Annotated in this window: 17 protein-coding genes and 1 tRNA gene; 5 read left to right on the forward strand and 13 right to left on the reverse strand. The window is 69.6% G+C overall.

Annotation, left to right across the window (positions count from 1 at the left end; genetic code table 11):
* The first annotated feature begins 206 nt into the window (after window positions 1-206).
* The gene (ppc, locus tag JFN87_RS17045) at window positions 207-2,954 is read left to right on the forward strand and encodes a phosphoenolpyruvate carboxylase (protein ID WP_209340941.1); all 2,748 of its coding nucleotides are present in this window, start codon (window positions 207-209) and stop codon (window positions 2,952-2,954) included.
* A 111-nt stretch (window positions 2,955-3,065) separates the two neighbouring features.
* On the opposite strand, the gene JFN87_RS17050 is transcribed toward ppc, so the two are convergent.
* Genes JFN87_RS17050 through JFN87_RS17060 form a run of 3 tightly spaced genes read right to left on the reverse strand, consistent with a single transcriptional unit; the run spans window position 3,066 to window position 4,305 of the window.
* The gene (locus tag JFN87_RS17050) at window positions 3,066-3,545 is read right to left on the reverse strand and encodes a hypothetical protein (RefSeq protein WP_245180064.1); all 480 of its coding nucleotides are present in this window, start codon (window positions 3,543-3,545) and stop codon (window positions 3,066-3,068) included.
* Window positions 3,546-3,595: 50 nt separating this feature from the next.
* The gene (locus JFN87_RS17055) at window positions 3,596-3,958 is read right to left on the reverse strand and encodes a DUF1330 domain-containing protein (RefSeq protein ID WP_209340942.1); all 363 of its coding nucleotides are present in this window, start codon (window positions 3,956-3,958) and stop codon (window positions 3,596-3,598) included.
* The gene (locus JFN87_RS17060) at window positions 3,955-4,305 is read right to left on the reverse strand and encodes a nuclear transport factor 2 family protein (RefSeq protein ID WP_209340943.1); all 351 of its coding nucleotides are present in this window, start codon (window positions 4,303-4,305) and stop codon (window positions 3,955-3,957) included. The genes JFN87_RS17055 and JFN87_RS17060 overlap by 4 nt, the downstream gene beginning before the upstream one ends.
* A gap of 120 nt (window positions 4,306-4,425) precedes the next feature.
* Here JFN87_RS17060 and JFN87_RS17065 point away from each other — a divergent pair, with 120 nt between their 5' ends.
* Window positions 4,426-5,268 (forward strand): helix-turn-helix domain-containing protein, encoded by an 843-nt coding sequence (locus tag JFN87_RS17065; RefSeq protein WP_209340944.1) that lies wholly within the window; start codon window positions 4,426-4,428, stop codon window positions 5,266-5,268.
* On the opposite strand, the gene JFN87_RS17070 is transcribed toward JFN87_RS17065, so the two are convergent.
* The 7 genes from JFN87_RS17070 to JFN87_RS17100 form a co-directional block, all read right to left on the reverse strand.
* Window positions 5,238-6,293: a protein kinase family protein gene (locus JFN87_RS17070; RefSeq protein ID WP_209340945.1), complete on the reverse strand. Its 1,056-nt coding sequence runs from the start codon at window positions 6,291-6,293 to the stop codon at window positions 5,238-5,240. The genes JFN87_RS17065 and JFN87_RS17070 overlap by 31 nt on opposite strands.
* A gap of 44 nt (window positions 6,294-6,337) precedes the next feature.
* The gene (gene pth / locus JFN87_RS17075; RefSeq protein WP_209340946.1) at window positions 6,338-6,940 is read right to left on the reverse strand and encodes an aminoacyl-tRNA hydrolase; all 603 of its coding nucleotides are present in this window, start codon (window positions 6,938-6,940) and stop codon (window positions 6,338-6,340) included.
* 141 nt (window positions 6,941-7,081) lie between these two features.
* Window positions 7,082-7,675 (reverse strand): 50S ribosomal protein L25/general stress protein Ctc, encoded by a 594-nt coding sequence (locus JFN87_RS17080; RefSeq protein ID WP_209340947.1) that lies wholly within the window; start codon window positions 7,673-7,675, stop codon window positions 7,082-7,084.
* A gap of 184 nt (window positions 7,676-7,859) precedes the next feature.
* On the reverse strand, window positions 7,860-8,837 hold the full coding sequence (locus JFN87_RS17085) for a ribose-phosphate diphosphokinase (RefSeq protein WP_209340948.1): 978 nt from the start codon (window positions 8,835-8,837) through the stop codon (window positions 7,860-7,862).
* A gap of 130 nt (window positions 8,838-8,967) precedes the next feature.
* Window positions 8,968-10,416, reverse strand: a complete 1,449-nt coding sequence (gene glmU, locus JFN87_RS17090; protein WP_209340949.1) for a bifunctional UDP-N-acetylglucosamine diphosphorylase/glucosamine-1-phosphate N-acetyltransferase GlmU — start codon at window positions 10,414-10,416, stop codon at window positions 8,968-8,970.
* Window positions 10,417-10,532: 116 nt separating this feature from the next.
* Window positions 10,533-10,609: transfer RNA gene (locus JFN87_RS17095), tRNA-Gln, on the reverse strand.
* Between the two features lie 14 nt (window positions 10,610-10,623).
* Entirely contained in the window at window positions 10,624-11,484 is an 861-nt protein-coding gene (locus JFN87_RS17100; RefSeq protein WP_209340950.1) for a hypothetical protein, read from the reverse strand.
* 156 nt (window positions 11,485-11,640) lie between these two features.
* Here JFN87_RS17100 and JFN87_RS17105 point away from each other — a divergent pair, with 156 nt between their 5' ends.
* Window positions 11,641-13,074: a sensor histidine kinase gene (locus JFN87_RS17105; RefSeq protein ID WP_209340951.1), complete on the forward strand. Its 1,434-nt coding sequence runs from the start codon at window positions 11,641-11,643 to the stop codon at window positions 13,072-13,074.
* A gap of 17 nt (window positions 13,075-13,091) precedes the next feature.
* Here JFN87_RS17105 and JFN87_RS17110 read toward each other — a convergent pair whose 3' ends face one another.
* The 3 genes from JFN87_RS17110 to JFN87_RS17120 all read right to left on the reverse strand — a co-directional run bounded on the left by JFN87_RS17110 (window position 13,092) and on the right by JFN87_RS17120 (window position 16,390).
* Window positions 13,092-15,140 carry a SpoIIE family protein phosphatase gene (locus tag JFN87_RS17110; protein WP_245180069.1) on the reverse strand — a complete coding sequence of 683 codons (2,049 nt, stop codon included), beginning with the start codon at window positions 15,138-15,140 and terminating at the stop codon, window positions 13,092-13,094.
* 160 nt (window positions 15,141-15,300) lie between these two features.
* Window positions 15,301-15,795, reverse strand: coding sequence for an SUKH-3 domain-containing protein (locus JFN87_RS17115; protein ID WP_209340953.1), 495 nt, complete (start codon window positions 15,793-15,795; stop codon window positions 15,301-15,303).
* A gap of 124 nt (window positions 15,796-15,919) precedes the next feature.
* On the reverse strand, window positions 15,920-16,390 hold the full coding sequence (locus tag JFN87_RS17120; RefSeq protein WP_245180087.1) for a YwqJ-related putative deaminase: 471 nt from the start codon (window positions 16,388-16,390) through the stop codon (window positions 15,920-15,922).
* 393 nt (window positions 16,391-16,783) lie between these two features.
* On the opposite strand from JFN87_RS17120, the gene JFN87_RS17125 reads away from it, so the two are divergent.
* Entirely contained in the window at window positions 16,784-17,761 is a 978-nt protein-coding gene (locus JFN87_RS17125; protein WP_209340955.1) for an SMI1/KNR4 family protein, read from the forward strand.
* Window positions 17,762-17,768: 7 nt separating this feature from the next.
* Window positions 17,769-18,276 (forward strand): SUKH-4 family immunity protein (locus JFN87_RS17130; protein WP_504739781.1); only part of this gene is annotated, 508 nt, incomplete at its 3' end.

Consider the following 18,276-nt stretch of genomic DNA (forward strand, 5'->3'; position numbering starts at 1 on the left):
CGTAAGTATCGCAGCGCGCACCGTCGCCACAAGAGGACGAAGAACCCACGAAGAACCACTGGAAATCATCGGGCCCCTGGCACCTATCCTGGGTCCGTCGGACAGCGCGGTCCGCACGGACCGGCTGCCGCGCAATACGACGGGCAGGCGGCCCGAAGCCTCCAGTACCCCTCCAGACGTGCTCGAACACTCAAGGAGCCGCACCTGTGAGCAGTGCCGACCAGACCCCGAGCCCCACCCCGAGCCCCACCGCGAACGCCGAGCTGCGCTCCGACATCCGCCGACTCGGCGATCTCCTGGGTGAGACACTCGTACGACAGGAGGGCCAGGACCTCCTCGACCTCGTCGAACGCGTCCGCGCCCTCACCCGCGAGGACGGCGAAGCCGCCGCGTCCCTCCTCGGGACGACCGACCTCGACACCGCGGCCAAGCTCGTCCGCGCCTTCTCCACGTACTTCCACCTCGCCAACGTCAGCGAGCAGGTCCACCGCGGCCGCGAACTGCGCGAGCGGCGCGCCGCCGAGGGCGGCCTCCTCGCCCGCACCGCCGACCGCCTCAAGGACGCCGACCCCGAGCACCTGCGGGAAACCGTCCGCAACCTCAACGTGCGCCCCGTCTTCACCGCGCACCCCACCGAGGCCGCGCGACGCTCCGTCCTCAACAAGATCCGCCGCATCGGGGAACTCCTCGAAACCCCCGTCAACCCGTCCGACCGGCGCCGCCACGACCTGCGCCTCGCCGAGGCCATCGACCTGATCTGGCAGACCGACGAACTGCGCGTCGTACGTCCGGAACCCGCGGACGAGGCCCGCAACGCCATCTACTACCTCGACGAACTCCACGCCGGCGCCGTCGGCGACGTCCTCGAGGACCTCACCGCCGAACTCGAACGCGTCGGCGTCGCGATGCCGTCGGGCACCCGGCCCCTCACGTTCGGCACCTGGATCGGCGGCGACCGCGACGGCAACCCGAACGTCACCCCCGACGTCACCCGCGAAGTGCTGATCCTCCAGCACGAGCACGGCATCACCGACGCCCTCGAACTCGTCGACACGCTGCGCGGGCAGCTGTCCAACTCCATCCGCTACACCGGCGCCACCGAGGAACTCCTCGACTCCCTGTCCACGGACCTCCAGCGCCTCCCGGAGATCAGCCCGCGCTACAAGCGCCTCAACGCCGAGGAGCCCTACCGGCTCAAGGCCACCTGCATCCGGCAGAAGCTCGTCAACACCCGCGAGCGCCTCGCCCGCAACACGCCCCACGAGGCCGGCCGCGACTACCTCGGCACCGCCGAACTCCTCAGCGACCTCACGCTCATCCAGACGTCCCTGCGCGAATACCGCGGCGGCCTGTTCGCCGACGGCCGCATGGACCGCACCATCCGCACCCTCGCCGCGTTCGGCCTGCAACTCGCCACGATGGACGTACGCGAACACGCCGACGCCCACCACCACGCGCTCGGCCAGCTCTTCGACCGGCTCGACGAGGAGAACTGGCGCTACGCCGACATGGCCAGGGAGAACCGGCAGAAGCTCCTCGCCAAGGAACTCCGCTCCCGCAGGCCCCTCGCGTCCACCCCCGCACCACTCGACGCCGCCGGTGCCAAGACCCTCGGCGTCTTCCACACCATCAAGGAGGCGTTCGAACGCTTCGGGCCCGAAGTCATCGAGTCCTACATCATCTCGATGTGCGCCGGCGCCGACGACGTGTTCGCCGCCGCCATCCTCGCCCGCGAGGCCGGCCTCATCGACCTCCACGGCGGATGGGCCAAGATCGGCATCGTGCCGCTCCTCGAAACCACGGAAGAGCTGCGCGCCGCCGACGTCATCCTCGACGACATGCTCTCCGACCCCTCCTACCGGCGCCTCGTCTCCCTGCGCGGCGACGTCCAGGAGGTCATGCTCGGCTACTCCGACTCGTCCAAGTTCGGCGGCATCACCACGTCCCAGTGGGAGATCCACCGCGCCCAGCGCCGGCTGCGCGACGTCGCCCACCGGCACGGCGTACGCCTGCGCCTCTTCCACGGCCGCGGCGGCACCGTCGGCCGCGGCGGCGGCCCCTCGCACGACGCGATCCTCTCCCAGCCCTGGGGCACCCTCGAAGGCGAGATCAAGGTCACCGAGCAGGGCGAGGTCATCTCCGACAAGTACCTCATCCCGTCCCTCGCCCGCGAGAACCTCGAACTGACCGTCGCCGCGACCCTGCAGGCATCCGCCCTGCACACCGCGCCCCGCCAGTCCTCCGAGGCACTCGCCCGCTGGGACGCCGCCATGGACACCGCCTCCGAAGCAGCCCACCAGTCCTACCGGCGCCTCGTCGAGGACCCCGACCTGCCCCCCTACTTCTACGCCTCCACCCCCGTCGACCAGCTCGGCGAACTCCACCTCGGCTCCCGGCCCTCCCGCCGCCCCGACACCGGTGGCGGACTCGACAGCCTGCGCGCCATCCCCTGGGTCTTCGGCTGGACCCAGTCACGGCAGATCATCCCCGGCTGGTACGGCGTCGGCTCGGGCCTCAAGGCGCTGCGCGAAGCAGGACTCGACTCCGTGCTCGACGAGATGTACGAGCACTGGCACTTCTTCCGCAACTTCATCTCCAACGTCGAGATGACCCTCGCCAAGACCGACCTGCGGATCGCCCGCCACTACATCGACACCCTCGTGCCCGAGAACCTCAAGCACGTCTTCGGCGACATCGAGACCGAACACGCCCTCACCGTCCAGGAAGTCCTGCGCATCACCGGTGGCGAGAAGCTCCTCGACTCCAACAAGGTCCTCCAGCAGACCTTCGCCATCCGCGACGCCTACCTCGACCCCATCTCCTACCTCCAGGTCGCCCTGCTGGCCCGCCAGCGCAAGGCGGCCGAGACCGAAGAAGCCCCCGACCCGCTGCTGTCCCGGGCGCTGCTCCTGACCATCAACGGCGTGGCCGCCGGCCTGCGCAACACCGGCTGACGCCGGCGGGGGCGCGCGTCGCGCGCACGCCCCAATGGAGCGGGGCCGTACGGGACACTCCCGTACGGCCCCGCTCCACATCCGGCGTCCGCCGCGCCCCCGCGCCATGCCTCACAGCAACAGGAACGTGGCCACCAACTGCGCCACCCCGACCGCCGCCAGGACCAGCCCGAACCGCCCCAGCCGCATCCCGCCCGCGATCACAAGACCCGCAAGCAGCAACGCACCGCCCAACGGCACCCACGCGTGCACGGAACCGGCCAGATCGCTGCGCACCACCTCATGCGTCCCCGGCTTCACCACCACCGGAAACCGATCCCCCTTGCGCGCCGCCACCGACTGCTCGACGGTCATGTCCGACACCGGCGCCGCGGGCCCGTCCGCGTCGAACGACCCGGCACACCTCTTGTCCCCGCACGCCGTCACCGAGAACGTGCCGTGCTGACGCCCCTTCGACAACAGCACATGCTGCGCGTCCCCCCACGACGCGTACCCGCCGCCGACACACAACAACAGCGCCACCAGCGCCATCACGACGGATCTGCCGGCCGATATGCCAGAACTCGAAGACATGGCCGGATCTTTGGCCATGCCCCACCCCCACGTCAAACGCCCCGCGTCCAGCTGCCCCGGCGGGGGCCTTACCCGGTCGGTGCGTCGCCCTGGGGGAACAGGTGCGCGATCGCCTCGGCGGCGCGATAGCCGTCGGACACCCCCTCGACCAGCGCGACCATGGACGTCGAGTTCCTGGTGCGCAGCGGCAGGATCGCCTGGTAGTCCGGCGAGTCGTACCACTCCCGCGCCCGGGCCATGTCGGGGAACTCCAGGATCACGACGTCGCCGCCCCAGCTCCCCTCGCACGCGGTCACCTGCCCGCCGTGCACCAGGAAGCGACCGCCGTACGGCGTGAGCGTTGCGTCGATCCGCTCGATGTACTCCGCGATGTCCCGGCCGACCTCGACGTCCCTCAGGTAACCGATCGCGTACGCGCGCGGCCCCGTCATGCCGGCACCTTGTCCAGGAAACCGCGAACGTCCAGGACCCGGCCCGCCTCGTCCAGCACCAGTACGTCGAACCCGATCACTAGCGGCTCGGCGCCCTCGGGCCCAAGACCCCAGCGGAACCGCACCTGGCGGTGGTGGGCGTCGGCCTCGCCGACCTCGCTGAACACCAGACCCGCGAACCGCGTCTGGACCGCGTCGATGACCGCCGCGATCCCCTCGTGACCGGACACCTCGGCCATCGGATCGGTGTAGGTCACCTCGGGAGACCAGTGCCTGGCGAGCAACTCCGCCCGCTCGTCGCCTGTCGCGTTCCAGGTGGCCAGGTACCGCTCGACAACACCGTTCATGGTCGTCCTCTCCCGTTCGTCCCGATCGGCTGATGACCGAAATACTCGCCGGGACCGCCCGCCAGATCCATGACCTCACAGGTCATGGCCACCCGGACACCGCCCCCTAGACTCACGGCCATGAGCGTCGCAATCGAAGCCCCGCCGGTCGGTGCGCTGTTGAGGACCTGGCGCGAACGACGCCGATTCAGCCAGCAGGAGCTGTCCAACCGCTCGCGGGTTTCCACCCGGCACCTCAGCCGGGTGGAAACCGGCAAGGCGCACCCGACGCCGGAGATGCTCATGCTGCTCTCCGACAACCTGGACGTGCCGCTACGGGACCGCAACCGGCTACTGCTGGCCGCCGGTTACGCGCCGCGCTACCAGGACCACCAATGGGGCGACGCGTCGATCGAGGTCGTGATGGACGGCCTGCGCCGGCTCCTCGACGCCCACCTGCCCTACCCCGCACTGCTGCTGGACGACCACTGGGACATCGTCGACGCCAACGCCGCCGTTGATCAGCTACTGACCGGCTGCGCGCAGAGCTTGCTGGAGCCCCCGATCAACGTGGCCCGGGTCTGCCTGCACCCTGACGGGCTGGCCCGCCGCATCGGCAACCTCGCGGAGTGGGGAAACCACCTGCTGCGGGAGGTGAGCCACCGCGCCGAGCGGACCCATGACCAGCGCCACTACGAGCTTGCCGCGGAGCTCGCCGGACACCTCGGCAAAGCCGCTGCCGCCACGCCCCGAGGGCCGGTGATCACCCTCGAAATCGACGTCGACGGCGACCCGCTCCGGTTCTTCAGCGTCTCCGCCACCCTCAGCACCGCCACCGACGCAGCCCTGGAAGGACTGCACCTGGAGACATTCCTGCCGGCCGACGACAAGACCCGAAGCCGGTACGAGCCACGATCTCGCGAGGACCGCCGCGTAGTCGCCGAAGGCGTCCCTCACGCAGGAGCACCAGGTCGTGAAGGCTGACGCCAAGTCGTCGTACCGCACCACGGCCGGCTCTGGAACGCACGGTAGAAGTCGCCCATCACCTCGGCCACCGGCGCGTACCGGACAAGCAGCGCCGCGACCGACGCCGGCACGCCCTCCGGGCGCACTCCCCGGGCGCAGGCCCGCACGAACGCCCTGCGTTCCTCCGGTGAGTAGCCGTGGAGAGCGACGGCCAGCCAGTTCACCAGGTGCGTGACGCTGTAGCACTCGTCGTAGGTGCGGTGCTCGTCGTAGAAGTCCGTCTCGTCCTCCGCGAGTTCGAAGCGGGAGGAGATCGCGAGGCCGTAGTCGGCGAAGAAGAGCCGTCGGCCATCGGTGAGGATGTTCTGGAAATTAGCGTCGAAGTGCAGCAAACCGCGGCCGTTCATGAACGAGATACCGGCTCTCAGCTCGTCGTCCACCATGGCGCAGGCCCGCTCGGCCTCCTGAGCACCGGCTTTGATCTGAACGCCCAGCCAGTCGTGCAGGTTCTGCGGGATGTACTCCAGGAACAACAGGATGCTCGCCGTGGACTGCTGCACGCCCTCGATCCGGCGGCGTATCGCCGCTCCGCCGCCCCAGTGGGCGACGGCCCGCTCCACATCGGCCAGTTCCTCGGGAAGGGGCTGACCGGCGTCCGGGATCACCCGCCAGTGGTACATCAGCGGGAAGCCCTCGTACTCTCCCGAGATCACCCAGTTCGTCGTCATGGTGTGCACGGCCAGCTCCCGCCAGGCCCCGAACCCCGGGCTGCCGACGGTGCCGACGCCGTAGTGGCAGAAGGACGGGAGACCGAACACATTCGCCGTGGAGCGCACGTGCTCCGGCCGTCGTTCCAGATCCGTCAGCCGTACCTGCTTGACGAAGACCGGCGTTCCCTCGACCTCCAGCAGAACCGTCTGTCCGCCGATCCCCGACCCCAGAGGTGTGCCGGCGGCCACGAGCTCACGCAGACCGCGGTCGCTGCGCAGCGCCAGCGCTGTGGAGGCGGCACCGTGGGCCGCCAGACGAGCACCCCGGGACATGTCAGGACCCTCCACCTGCCGCCACCCCCTTCGCGCCGCACACCCTACGAGTTGTACGTGGACTGCGCCCGCTCCAGGCCCTCCAGGAGCAGTGCCTCCACCGCGTCCGCCGCGCGGTCCACGAAGTAGTCGAGCTCCTTGCGCTCGGTGGACGAGAAGTCCTTCAGCACGAAGTCCGCCACCTGCATACGGCCGGGTGGCCGCCCGATCCCGAAGCGCACCCGGTGATACTCGGGGCCCATCGCCTTCGTCATCGACTTCAGCCCGTTGTGCCCGTTGTCGCCGCCACCCAGCTTCAACCGCAACGTGCCGTAATCGATGTCCAACTCGTCGTGCACCGCGACGACATGCGCCTTATCCACCTTGTAGAAGTCACGCAACGCCGACACCGGGCCACCCGACAGGTTCATGAACGACGAAGGCTTTGCCAGCACCACCCGCCGGCTCCCAGGGCCCATCGGGCCCAACCGGCCCTCCAGGACCTGCGCCTGCGCCTTCTGCGCCCGCTTGTACGAACCGCCCATGCGGCCCGCCAGCAGATCCGTCACCATGAAACCCACATTGTGGCGATTGGCCGCGTAACCCGGGCCCGGATTACCGAGGCCCACCACCAGCCACGGTGCGGATTCGTCCGTCGTCATCGCCAACCCTCGTAGCTCGTCATCCGTACACGACGCACGGAACCTGCGGGAAACAACACGTCACGCGAAGTGAACCACCACCGGCACACGGACGGGGCGGGCAGGCCCCGACGGCCCACCCGCCCCGTACCGGGCGAGCGACGGAACTCAGGCCTCCGCGGCCTCGTCCTCGCCCTCGGCGGACTCCTCGGCCGGCTCCTCCGCCTGCGCGGCCAGCACCTGGAGGACCACGGCCTCCTCTTCCGTCACCAGCGTCGCGCCCGACGGCAGCGTGACGTCCTTCGCCAGCACCGAGTCACCCGCGGCCAGACCCTCCACGGAAACCGTCACGGACTCCGGGATGTGCGTCGCCTCGGCCTCGACCGACAGCGTGTTCAGCACGTGCTCCAGCAGGTTCTGGCCCGGGGCGAGCTCACCCTCGGTCAGGATGTTGATCTCGACCGTGACCTTCTCGCCGCGCTTCACGGCCAGCAGGTCGACGTGCTCGATGAAGCCCTTCAGCGGGTCACGCTGCACGGCCTTCGGGATCACCAGCTCGTTGCGGCCGTCGATGTCCAGGCTCAGCAGGACGTTCGCCGTCTTCAGCGCCATCATCAGGTCGTGACCCGGCAGCGTCACGTGCACCGGGTCGGCGCCGTGACCGTAGACAACACCGGGAACCTTGTCCTCGCGGCGGATGCGGCGGGCAGCGCCCTTGCCGAACTCGGTACGGATCTCAGAAGCGAGCTTCAGCTCAGCCATGACAGGCAACTCCTCGAAAGGTGACGGACAGAACCACTCAAACGTCACCCGGCCTCGAACAGGCCTGCTACAAGGAGCGCGCGCCGATAACGGACCACCGCACAGAATGCGGCCTCCCTCGCCGAGCGACTCCACGAGTCTACCCGGCCAGGAAGGCCGCCCAGAAATCGATCTCCGAGACCTCTTACACCTGCTCCTCGAAGAGGCTCGTCACCGAACCGTCCTCGAACACCTCACGCACCGCACGCGCGATCGTCGGCGCGATCGACAGCACCCTGATCTTGTCCAGATCCAGCTCACCCGCCGTCGGCAGCGTGTTCGTCAGCACGAACTCGCTCACCCGGGAGTTCTTCAGCCTGTCCGCCGCGGGACCCGACAGCACACCGTGCGTCGCCGTCACGATCACATCCGCCGCACCGTGCGAGAACAACGCGTCCGCCGCCGCACAGATCGTCCCCGCAGTGTCGATCATGTCGTCGACCAGGACACACACCCGGCCCTCCACGTCACCGACCACCTCGTGGACCGTGACCTGGTTCGCCACATCCTTGTCACGCCGCTTGTGCACGATCGCCAGCGGCGCGCCGAGACGGTCGCACCAGCGGTCCGCCACCCGCACCCGGCCCGCGTCGGGCGACACGATCGTCAGCTTCGAACGATCCACCTTCGCGCCCACGTAGTCCGCCAGTATCGGCAGCGCGAACAGGTGGTCCACGGGACCGTCGAAGAACCCCTGGATCTGGTCCGTGTGCAGATCCACCGTGAGGATCCGGTCCGCACCCGCCGTCTTCAGCAGATCCGCGATCAGCCGCGCCGAGATCGGCTCACGACCCCGGTGCTTCTTGTCCTGCCGCGCATACCCGTAGAACGGGACGATCACCGTGATCGAACGCGCCGAAGCCCTCTTCAACGCGTCGATCATGATCAACTGCTCCATGATCCACTTGTTGATCGGAGCCGTGTGGCTCTGGATCAGAAAGCAGTCCGCCCCACGCGCCGACTCCTGATAGCGCACATAGATCTCGCCATTCGCGAAATCGAACGCCTTCGTCGGAACGAGCCCGACGCCCAGCTGGCCGGCGACCTCCTCCGCCAACTCGGGGTGGGCGCGGCCGGAAAAGAGCATCAGCTTCTTCTCGCCGGTCGTCTTGATCCCGGTCACAGCACAGACTCCTCAGACGTGTCGGATGCCGCCGCACCCGCACATACCAGGACCGGTACCTGCGAGCCAGCCGAATCGTGCACACACACCGTACGCGAGACCCCGGCGCCAGGCGCTGGTCAGCCCCTCGTCAGACGTCGTTGGCCGACCCGCCACCCGCCGCCTCCGCGGCCCGCGCCGCAGCCGAACCAGGACGCTTCCTGGCCACCCAACCCTCGATATTCCTTTGCTGGCCCCGGGCCACAGCCAGCGAACCGGGCGGAACGTCCTTCGTGATCACCGACCCGGCAGCCGTGTAGACCCCGTCCCCGACCGTGACAGGCGCCACAAACATATTGTCCGACCCCGTCCGGCAGTGCGACCCGACCGTCGTGTGATGCTTCCGCTCACCGTCGTAATTCACAAACACACTCGCAGCACCGATGTTCGTGAAATCACCGATCGTCGCATCCCCCACATACGACAGATGCGGAACCTTCGACCCCTCACCCACCGACGCGTTCTTCAGCTCCACATACGTACCGGCCTTCGACCGCACACCCAGCCGCGTACCCGGCCGCAGATAGGCGAACGGACCCACAGAAGCCCCCTCACCCACTACCGCGCCATCGGCCACCGTGTTGTCCACCCGCGCATCCGCGCCCACACACGTGTCGTGCAACCGCGAATTCGGACCCACCTCCGCACCCGCGCCCACGGACGTGGAACCCGACAGCTGCGTGTTCGGATGCACCACCGCATCAGGCTCGAACGACACCGACACATCCACCTGCACCGACGCCGGATCCACCACCGTCACACCCGCCAGCATCGCCGCCACCAGCAACCGCTCGTTCAGCAGACGCCGCGCCTCCGCCAGCTGCACCCGGTTGTTGATCCCCAGGATCTCCCGATGATCACCCGCCACCGACGCACCCACCCGATGCCCCGCCTCCCGCAGGATCCCGAGCACATCCGTCAGGTACTCCTCACCCTGACTGTTGTCCGTACGCACCTTCCCCAGCGCATCCGCCAGCAGCCGGCCGTCGAACGCGAACACCCCAGAATTGATCTCACGCACCGCACGCTGCGCGTCACTCGCGTCCTTGTGCTCCACGATCGCCGTCACCGCGCCGTTCGCGCCGTCACGGACGATGCGCCCGTACCCCGTCGCATCCGGCACCTCGGCCGACAGCACCGTCACCGCGTTGCGATCCGCCTCATGCGTCTCGACGAGGGCGGCGAGCGTCCCGGCGGACAGCAGGGGCGTGTCACCGCAGACCACCACCACGACCCCGTCGGGAACCGAACCCAGCTCCGACAGGCCGGTGCGCACGGCATGCCCCGTCCCGTTCTGCTCGGCCTGGTAGGCCGTCCGCACGCCCTCGAACGCGTCGGTGACATGCTTCTCGACCTGCTCGCGCGCATGCCCCACGACGACGACGAGCTCCTGCGGATCGAGCGCGCGCGCGGCGGACACGACGTGCCCGACGAGCGACCGCCCGCAGATCTCGTGCAGAACCTTCGGGGTCTTCGACTTCATGCGCGTGCCTTCCCCCGCTGCGAGGACGACGACGGCGGCCGGGCGAGTGACGCTCACGGTGGGCCCTTCGGCTGTTCATGTGCTGGGACGGTCGCAGCTTAGCGGGGCGGGGTGGGCGTGGAAACGCGAACGGGTCCCGGCCGCTTGAGCAGCCGGGACCCGAACCTCGCAGGCTCCCGGGGCAGGAGTCGAACCTGCGTCTTACCTGGATTCAAAGTCCAGTCGCCCCTACCGACAGAGCAACCCGGGATCGCGTGCGACACCCTACGCGGTTCGGCGTGTGCCATCCACCACGATGCCGGACCACCAGCCCTCGATGCGGCGGTACAGGTCAGCGCTCTGGAGGACCCTGATCACGAGACAGCCGCGATAGCTCTCGCCCACGTTCTTGCGCGTGGTTTTCGGGTTGTGCTTCTTGAGCGTCACCCGCTCCAGGCTCGACGGCTCGATTCCCGCCAGTGCTGCCCAGTACTGCTCGGCCGCCGGCACGTCGGCGGACTCGTGGATCGCGACCCGGAAGCGGAGGCGCTCGCGTGCGACGCAGAGCAGGTCGAGCCACGCCAGGTAGACGCGGATGACTCCGGGGTCGCTGTTGATGAAGATGGCGCACTCGCGACGGGAGTAGGCCTTGTCCTTCGAGCCTTCCGCCCAGTACAGGGCCACGCCTGTCAAGAACAGATCCCGGTCGGTCATGGTGCCGATCTCTGCCGCCGCTATCTGCTTCGTGTGCTGCCGCGCCTCGTCCCGTACGGCCAGTTCGTGGTCCCAGCGCTTCCGTGAGGCCAGCTTGGCCTGTTCCTTCGCGTCTCGGCGTTCCGGCTTCGGGAGGTCGCGGACCCAGAGGGAGATCGAGCTCTTGGAGCAGCCCAGCTCGATCTGGATCTGGTCGTAGGTGAGGCCTTTGAGGCGAAGCTCGCGGGCCCGGTCGCGCAGATCGTCCTTGGCGTTGGGGCGGCGGGTCCACTCCGGGACGGGCTCGCCGTCCAAGAGGCGGTTGAGGAGGTCGTTGTTGTCCACGTGGACGCGGTCGCGGATCTGGCGGCGGCTGAGGCCCTGTCTGCGCAGCGCGATCACCTCGCCTCTGAGGTGTTCGAAGTCGGCGTATTTCCTGTTCAGTGGCGTCATGTCTGGATCATGGGCCCGGAATGCCGGCCTCCGGCAGGCGTGCTGGAGTGGTTCACCAGTTCGAGCGAACGAAGAAGCGTTCCATCGAACGCGTGCGCGGCGTTTTACCGGCCGGTCACCGAAAAATGGGGTGCGTCCGCCTTTAGGCTGGAGGACATGACCACAACGGGGGCAGACCGGGACGCCGTGGGAGGGACCACCCGCGGTTACTGGTGGTGGGAGCGGCGGCGCGGTGCCGTGCTCGACGTGGGGCTGGCCGTGGTGTCAGCCTTCGAGTGCGGCGTGGAGGGGGTCAGGTTCGCGCAGACGTCGTCGCTGCCTGTGCCTTTGTGTGTGGTTCTCGGGCTCATAGCGGGTGCCGTGCTGGTCGTGCGCAGGCGCTGGCCGTATGCGGTGGTGCTGGTGTCGGTGGCGGTGACGCCGGCCGAGATGGGGTTCGTGCTTGGCCTTGTGGGCCTGTACACGCTGGCGGCGTCGGAGGCGCCGCGGCGGATCATCGCCGCGTTGACGGGAATGGCGTTCGCGGCGACGTTCATCGTGACGTTCGTGCGGACGCGTCAGGACATGGGGTATCCGGGGTTGCACTCGGATCCGTGGTATGTGCCGTTGCTGGCTGTGCTGGTCTCTGTGGGGCTGACGGCGCCGCCGGTGTTGCTGGGTCTCTATGTGGGGGCGCGGCGGCGGCTCATGGAGAGTTTGCGGGAGCGCGCCGACAGTTTGGAGCAGGAGTTGTCGCTGCTGGCCGATCGTGCGGAGCAGCGGGCTGAGTGGGCGCGTACGGAGGAGCGGACGCGGATCGCTCGTGAGATGCATGACGTGGTGGCGCATCGGGTGAGTCTGATGGTGGTGCATGCGGCGGCGTTGCAGGCGGTGGCGTTGAAGGATCCGCCGAAGGCGGTGAAGAACGCGGCGCTTGTGGGGGACATGGGGCGGCAGGCGTTGACGGAGTTGCGGGAGATGCTGGGGGTTTTGCGGTCGGGGGAGGCGGTTGCCGCTCGTAAGGCCGCGGGTGCGGGTGCGGGTGCGGGTGCGGCGGCGTCGCCGGCGCCGGCGTCGCCTTCGGGTGTTGGTGAGGGGCAGGGTGCCGGGGCGGGTGGTGAGCGTGCGGTGCCGTTGGCCGCTGTGGGTGCGGCTGCCGCCGCCGCTGCGGCCGCGGCGGCGGAGGACGGGCCGTGCCTGGCGGACATCGAGGGGCTCGTGGGGCAGTCGCGCGATGCGGGGATGGTGGTGGAGCTGCTGGTGCAGGGGGAGGTGCGGGTGTGTGCGCCTGAGGTGGAGCAGACGGCGTACCGGGTGGTGCAGGAGGCGTTGACCAATGTGCACAAGCATGCGGGGGGCGCCGAGGTGACCGTCCGGTTGGCGTACCGGGGCGCCGAGGTGGCGATGCAGGTGGAGAACGGTCCGTCGGTGGCGGGTGTGGCGGATGCGGGGTTGCCGTCGGGCGGTAACGGTCTGGTGGGTATGCGGGAGCGTGTGACGGCGCTGGGTGGTGTGTTCGTGTCGGGGGCGACGGACGCGGGTGGGTTCCGGGTGTCGGCCGTGCTGCCGGACGCGGTGGCCGGTGTGGCTGAGGTGCGCTCGTCGGCCTGAGTCGGCGCCTGCCGTCGTCAGTCGCGGACGAGCGGTATGTCGCACCAGACGGCTTTGCCGTTGCCGCGTGCGGTGATGCCCCATGCGGTGGCGAGTTCTTCGACGAGTACCAGGCCTCGTCCCGAGGTGGATTGCTCGGAGGCGCTTCGGCGCCGGGGTGGGGCGGACGAGGTGTCGGTGACGGTGAGGCGGAGGGTGCGCCTGTCGGTTTCGACGGGTGTGGCGGTGAGGGTGACGGTGCCGTGGGTGTGGAGCAGGGCGTTGGTGGTGAGTTCGCAGGCGAGGAGCTCGGCGGTGTCGCGCAGCGGGTCGAGTGACCATTGGTGCAGGGCGGTGCGCAGGGTGTGACGGGCGGTGTGCAGGCTGTCCGGGTTGGTGCGGCTGATGGGGACGGTGATGCGCGGGGTGCGTGTCGCGGAGGGTTTGTGGGTGGTGCGGCGCAGGAGCAGGAGGGCGACGTCGTCTTCTTCTCCTGTGCAGGTGGCCATGGTGTTGATCAGGTGGTCGGCGAGCGGGTCGGGGTTCGGGGGGCCCGTTCGCAGGGTGTTGAGGAGTTTGGTGTCGGTGTCGACGTCCGCTGTGCGTGTTTCGAGGAGGCCGTCCGTGCACAGCAGCAGGGTGGCTTCGGGTTCGAGGGTGATCTCCGTTTCGGGGTAGGTGTGGAATCCGTTGGGTTCGGTGAGGCCGAGGGGGAGTCCGCCGGGGGTGTCGATCCAGGTGGTGCCGTGGTTCGGGCGGCGCAGGGCGGGTGGTGTGTGTCCTGCTCGTACGGTGACCATGCGTCCTGTGGCGGGGTCGAGGTGGACGAGGATGCAGGTGGCGAGGCGGTCGGTGTCGGATTCCGCGAGGAAGGCGGAGGTGCGGGCCATGATGGTGGCCGGTGGGTGGCCTTCGTCGGCGTAGGCGTGGAGTGCGATGCGTAGTTGACCCATGACGGCGGCGGCTGTGACGTCGTGTCCTTCGACGTCGCCGACGACGGCGATGATCTGGCCGCCGGGCAGCAGGATGGCGTCGTACCAGTCGCCGCCGACGTCTCCCGGGGGGTGTGCGGGGCGGTAGCGGACGGTGAGGTCCACACCGGGTACGTGCGGCATGGTCTGGGGGAGCATGGCCGCTTGGAGTCCGCTGGCGAGTTCGTGTTCGCCGTCGTAGAGCAGGGCGCGTTGCAGGGACTGCGCGATGGTGGTGCTGACGGCGGTGAGCACGGTCTGTTCGTCCGGTGTGAACTGCGCTTTGCCGTTGTAGGAGAGTCCGATGGCGCCGATGGGTGAGCCGTGCGCGATGAGGGGCAGGTAGGCGGCGGCGGTGGCGTCGGGGATCTGGTCGAGCAGGGGCCGCAGGCCCGGGTACTTTTCGGCGTACTGCTCGCGGCTGGTGAGGAACACGGGTTGGCCGGTGCGTATGACGTCGCTGAGCGGGAGGGGTTCGTCGTAGCGTCCGAGGTGGACGTTGCGCACCCAGTTGTCGGGCAGGTTGTTGGAGCCCGCGGGTATGACCCGGCCGTTGTCGAGGAGGCCGAGTGCGATGGTGGCGGCGCCGAGTTGGCCGAGCAGTTCTGTGCTGGTGACGGCTTGGGCGACGTCGCTGACGGTGACGGCGCCGGCGAGTGCTTCGTTGAGCGAGCCGGCGATGGCGGCTTGGCGGCGCCGGTCGCTGCGTGCCTTGCGTACTTGTTCGGTCTGGTCGACGGCGAGCAGTTCCTGGCTGGCGTCCCTGATGATGCCGATGACGCGGGCGGGGCGGCCTTGTCCGTCGGAGACGACCCGGCCTTGTGTGTGGGTCCAGCGCAGTGAGTTGCCGGGGAGCCGTACGCGGAAGTAGAGGCTGAAGCTGGTGCCTTCCTTGAGTGCGCGTTCGACGCGTGCCTGGACCGCCGGGAGCTCTGTGTCGACCATGCGCTCACCGAGTGTTTCGAGCCTGCCGTCCCATTCGTGGGGGCTGATGCCCATGACGGCGAGGCCGGCGTCGTTGTACCGCATCACCCCGGTGTTGACGTCCCAGAGGAAGACGCCCATTCCGTTGGCGCTGAGCGCGGTCTGGGCGACGCGTGCCGATTCGCTGATCATGGGAGGTCCGCTGCTCGGTTCGCGGAAGGTGTGCATCGCGGCCTCCCGGGCTGGCTCGCGTCGGCGTCCGCCCCGCTCCTGGGGAGCGTTCCGGGTGGGCGGGTGTCGCCCGTTCCCATGGTGCGGCGTAACGGGGTCGCGTGCCTCTCGGGGGTGGAGGTCAGTCCGTGCCGGGGGTGAGTCTGGCGGGTTCGAGGCCGGTGAGCAGGGTGCCGAGCGCGGTGTCGATGTCGGGGCCGAGGTACCAGTCGCCCGTGTGGTCGATGCTGTAGACGCGGCCGGCGCGGTCGATGGCGAGGACGGCCTGGGCGTCGCCTTCCTCGCCGAGCGGGCTGATCTCGGTGTCGAGGGAGCGTCCGAGGTCGGAGAGGGTGCGGGCGAGGTGGAGGCCTGCGAGGGGGTCGACGCGGACGGTGGCGGGGGCGATCTGGCGGCCGGGCCCGAGGGGCGCGATGCGGAGGTTGCCGAATTCGGCCCAGGCCTCGACGGCGGCGGGGAAGACGCGGTGCCGGTGGCCCGCGGGGGTGATGTGCGCGCTGACGGTGTCGGCCCATTCCTCGGCCTGCTTGATGTCCCAGCGTCCTGGCTGCCAGCCGGCGTCGCGCAGGGCGGCGTCGACGGGGACGGGGAAGCGGGTGGTGGAGAGGTCGGGCATGGGTCAGCCGTTCTGCCGTTCTTCTGTTCTGCTGCTGGTGCTTCTGCGTTCTCTGCTTCTGCGTTCTGCTCCGGTGGGCCGGTGGGCCGGTGGGCCGGTGCTGGTCGCGCCGGGGCCGTGCGGGTCAGCCCGTGGTGGCGTGGTCGGAGGGGTCGACGTGGCGCACCCCGAAGTGGTCGAGGAGCGGCGCGCAGGAGCGGCAGGGCGGCGCGTAGCCGCCGTGCAGGGGGTCGCCGTCCTCGCGGATGCGGCGGGCGGTGAGTTTGGCGTGTTTGAGGGAGCGCCTGGCCTCGCCCTGGGTGAGGGGTTTCTTGCGGGCGCGTTTGGAGCGGTCGGCTTCGGCGGCGGTGAGGTGGCGTGAGAGCAGGATCGCTTCGGGGCAGCGTCCGGTGAACCGTTCCCGCTGGGCGGTGGCGAGCGTGTCGAGGAAGTCCTGGACGAGTGGGTGCAGCCGGGGCGGCTGGTCGGCCTTGCCCGCGGTGCAGGTGAGGGTCTGGCCGCGGACGGAGAGCGCGGCGGCGACGGCGGGCAGGATGCCGTCGCGGCGGTGTCCCGGGTGGGGCGCGGAGTCGGGCTGCGTGCTGCTCCAGCCCAGTCTGGGATCGCCCTGCGCGGTGGACCGCCCGCCTGCCTGTGCGTCCGGCCGTGCGTCCGGCCGTGCGTTCGTCCGTGCGTCCGTCTCGGTGTCCGTTTGTGCCGTGTGCAATGTCCGTACCCTCCCGTGCCCGCTGTGCGTCGTGTGCGGGCTCACGTCCCCCGGTGCGCGGGAACAGCCTGCCAAATGTGGGGGCAGATCGGGTAGCGGGGGCGAACTTCGTGGCGTGCCGTCGGCGTACGGTCACGGAAACGTGACAGTTGGTGACAGGTGCGGGTGTTTCGTGCCGGGGTGCGCGGCCCGGCCGGGTGCGGGGTGGCCGCGCAGGTCCCCGGCGACGTCCCACCGCATAGGCTGTGCCGCAACAGCCAGCATCAGCAGGGGGCAAGCGCCATGACGACAGGTCGGCTCGGGCAGCATGCCGCGCCACCGAACGCGGCCTACGCCGGGCAGCTCGTGCGTTTTCCGGATCCGGTGCGCGCGGCCAGGTACCCGGCGGGCGTGCGGGTGGACGGCGGCGGTTACCCGCAGTTCGCGCCGTACGCGCGTGCGGTGGCGGAGATCGCGGAGCCCCCGGCGGGGTTCGGGGTGGACGAACTGCGGCTGACGGACTACGTGTCGGCGAACGCGGCGTCGAGCGCGGCGGGGCACGAGTTGTGGGACACGATCCCGGCGGTGGCGACGCCGCACGGCTGGACGTGGCACCACGAGGCGGGTTCGCGCAGGCTGCTGCTCGTGCCGGTGGAGGTGAAGGCGCTGCTGCGCCACCACGGCGGTCTCGCGACGGCGCCGGTCGACCAGGCGAAGCGCGGTACGCGCCCGTTGCAGGAGACGCGCCCCGCGCACTTCGGGCTGCCGAAGGGCGGGTTGCCGGTCGGCGAGGAGCTGGTGGCGGGCGCGGAGGAGGAGCTCGGGTACCGGCTGCCGGGCGCCTACCGGTCGTTCTTGAAGGCGGCGGGCGGTTGCGCGCCGGTGGGTGTGGCGCTGGACGCCGAGTTGGGGCTGCTGGTGGACCAGCCGTTCTTCTCGGTGCGCGACGAGGCGGCCGTCAACGACCTCGTGTACGTGAACAAGTGCCTGCGGGACCATCTGACGAAGGACTTCCTGGGGGTCGCGTTCGTGCAGGGCGGGATCCTGGCGGTGAAGGTCAGGGGGGAGCGTCTCGGGTCGGTCTGGTTCTGCCCGTACGACGACGCCCGCGACCAGGAGGGTCTGGACGTCCAGGAGCGTATGGAGCGGCTGCTGCTGCCGTGCGGTGACGATTTCGACGCGTTCCTTGAGCGGCTCGCGGGCAGCCCGCCCGAGCTGGAGACCGTGGCGAACCTGATGGTGGACGGCGGCTTCGCGCGCGCCGTCCCGGTGGAGGGGTGAGCGCGGGATGGTGACGTTCGCGCAGGCGCAGGAGCGCGGCGAGGAGTGGGTGAACGGCGGTGTGCCCGCCTACCAGCACCGGCAGGTGCTGGTGCGGGAGTTCGACCTGGGTTTCGTGGTGTGGTCGCAGGACCGTGAGGGCGGGCCGGTCGGCGGTGGCGGACGGCAGCGGCTGGTGATCGCGCGTGACAGCGGCGACGTGTCGCTGTGGCCCGGGGTCTCGGTGGGCGAGGTGATCCGCAGGTACGAGGAGGAGTACGGCGCGGTGGGTGGACCCGCGCCTGCGGCGTCCGCTCCTGAGCGGATCGACCTGAACCAGACGTCGTTCCTGCTGACGCCCCCGGAGTGGCTCCAGGAGGCAGCGGACAAGCTGGGCATCCCGGACCACCGCGGGAACGCGGCGGCGCCGCGGGACGCGGCTCCCGCCGCGGGTTCCGGGCCGGCGTCCGGGTCGGAAGGGCACACGTCTGAACTCCGGGCACCGGTGGAGCGCGGAGGCCGGGTGCTGCGTGGGG

This window comes from Streptomyces montanisoli (assembly GCF_017813245.1).
GTDB classification, from domain to species: Bacteria; Actinomycetota; Actinomycetes; order Streptomycetales; family Streptomycetaceae; genus Streptomyces; species Streptomyces montanisoli.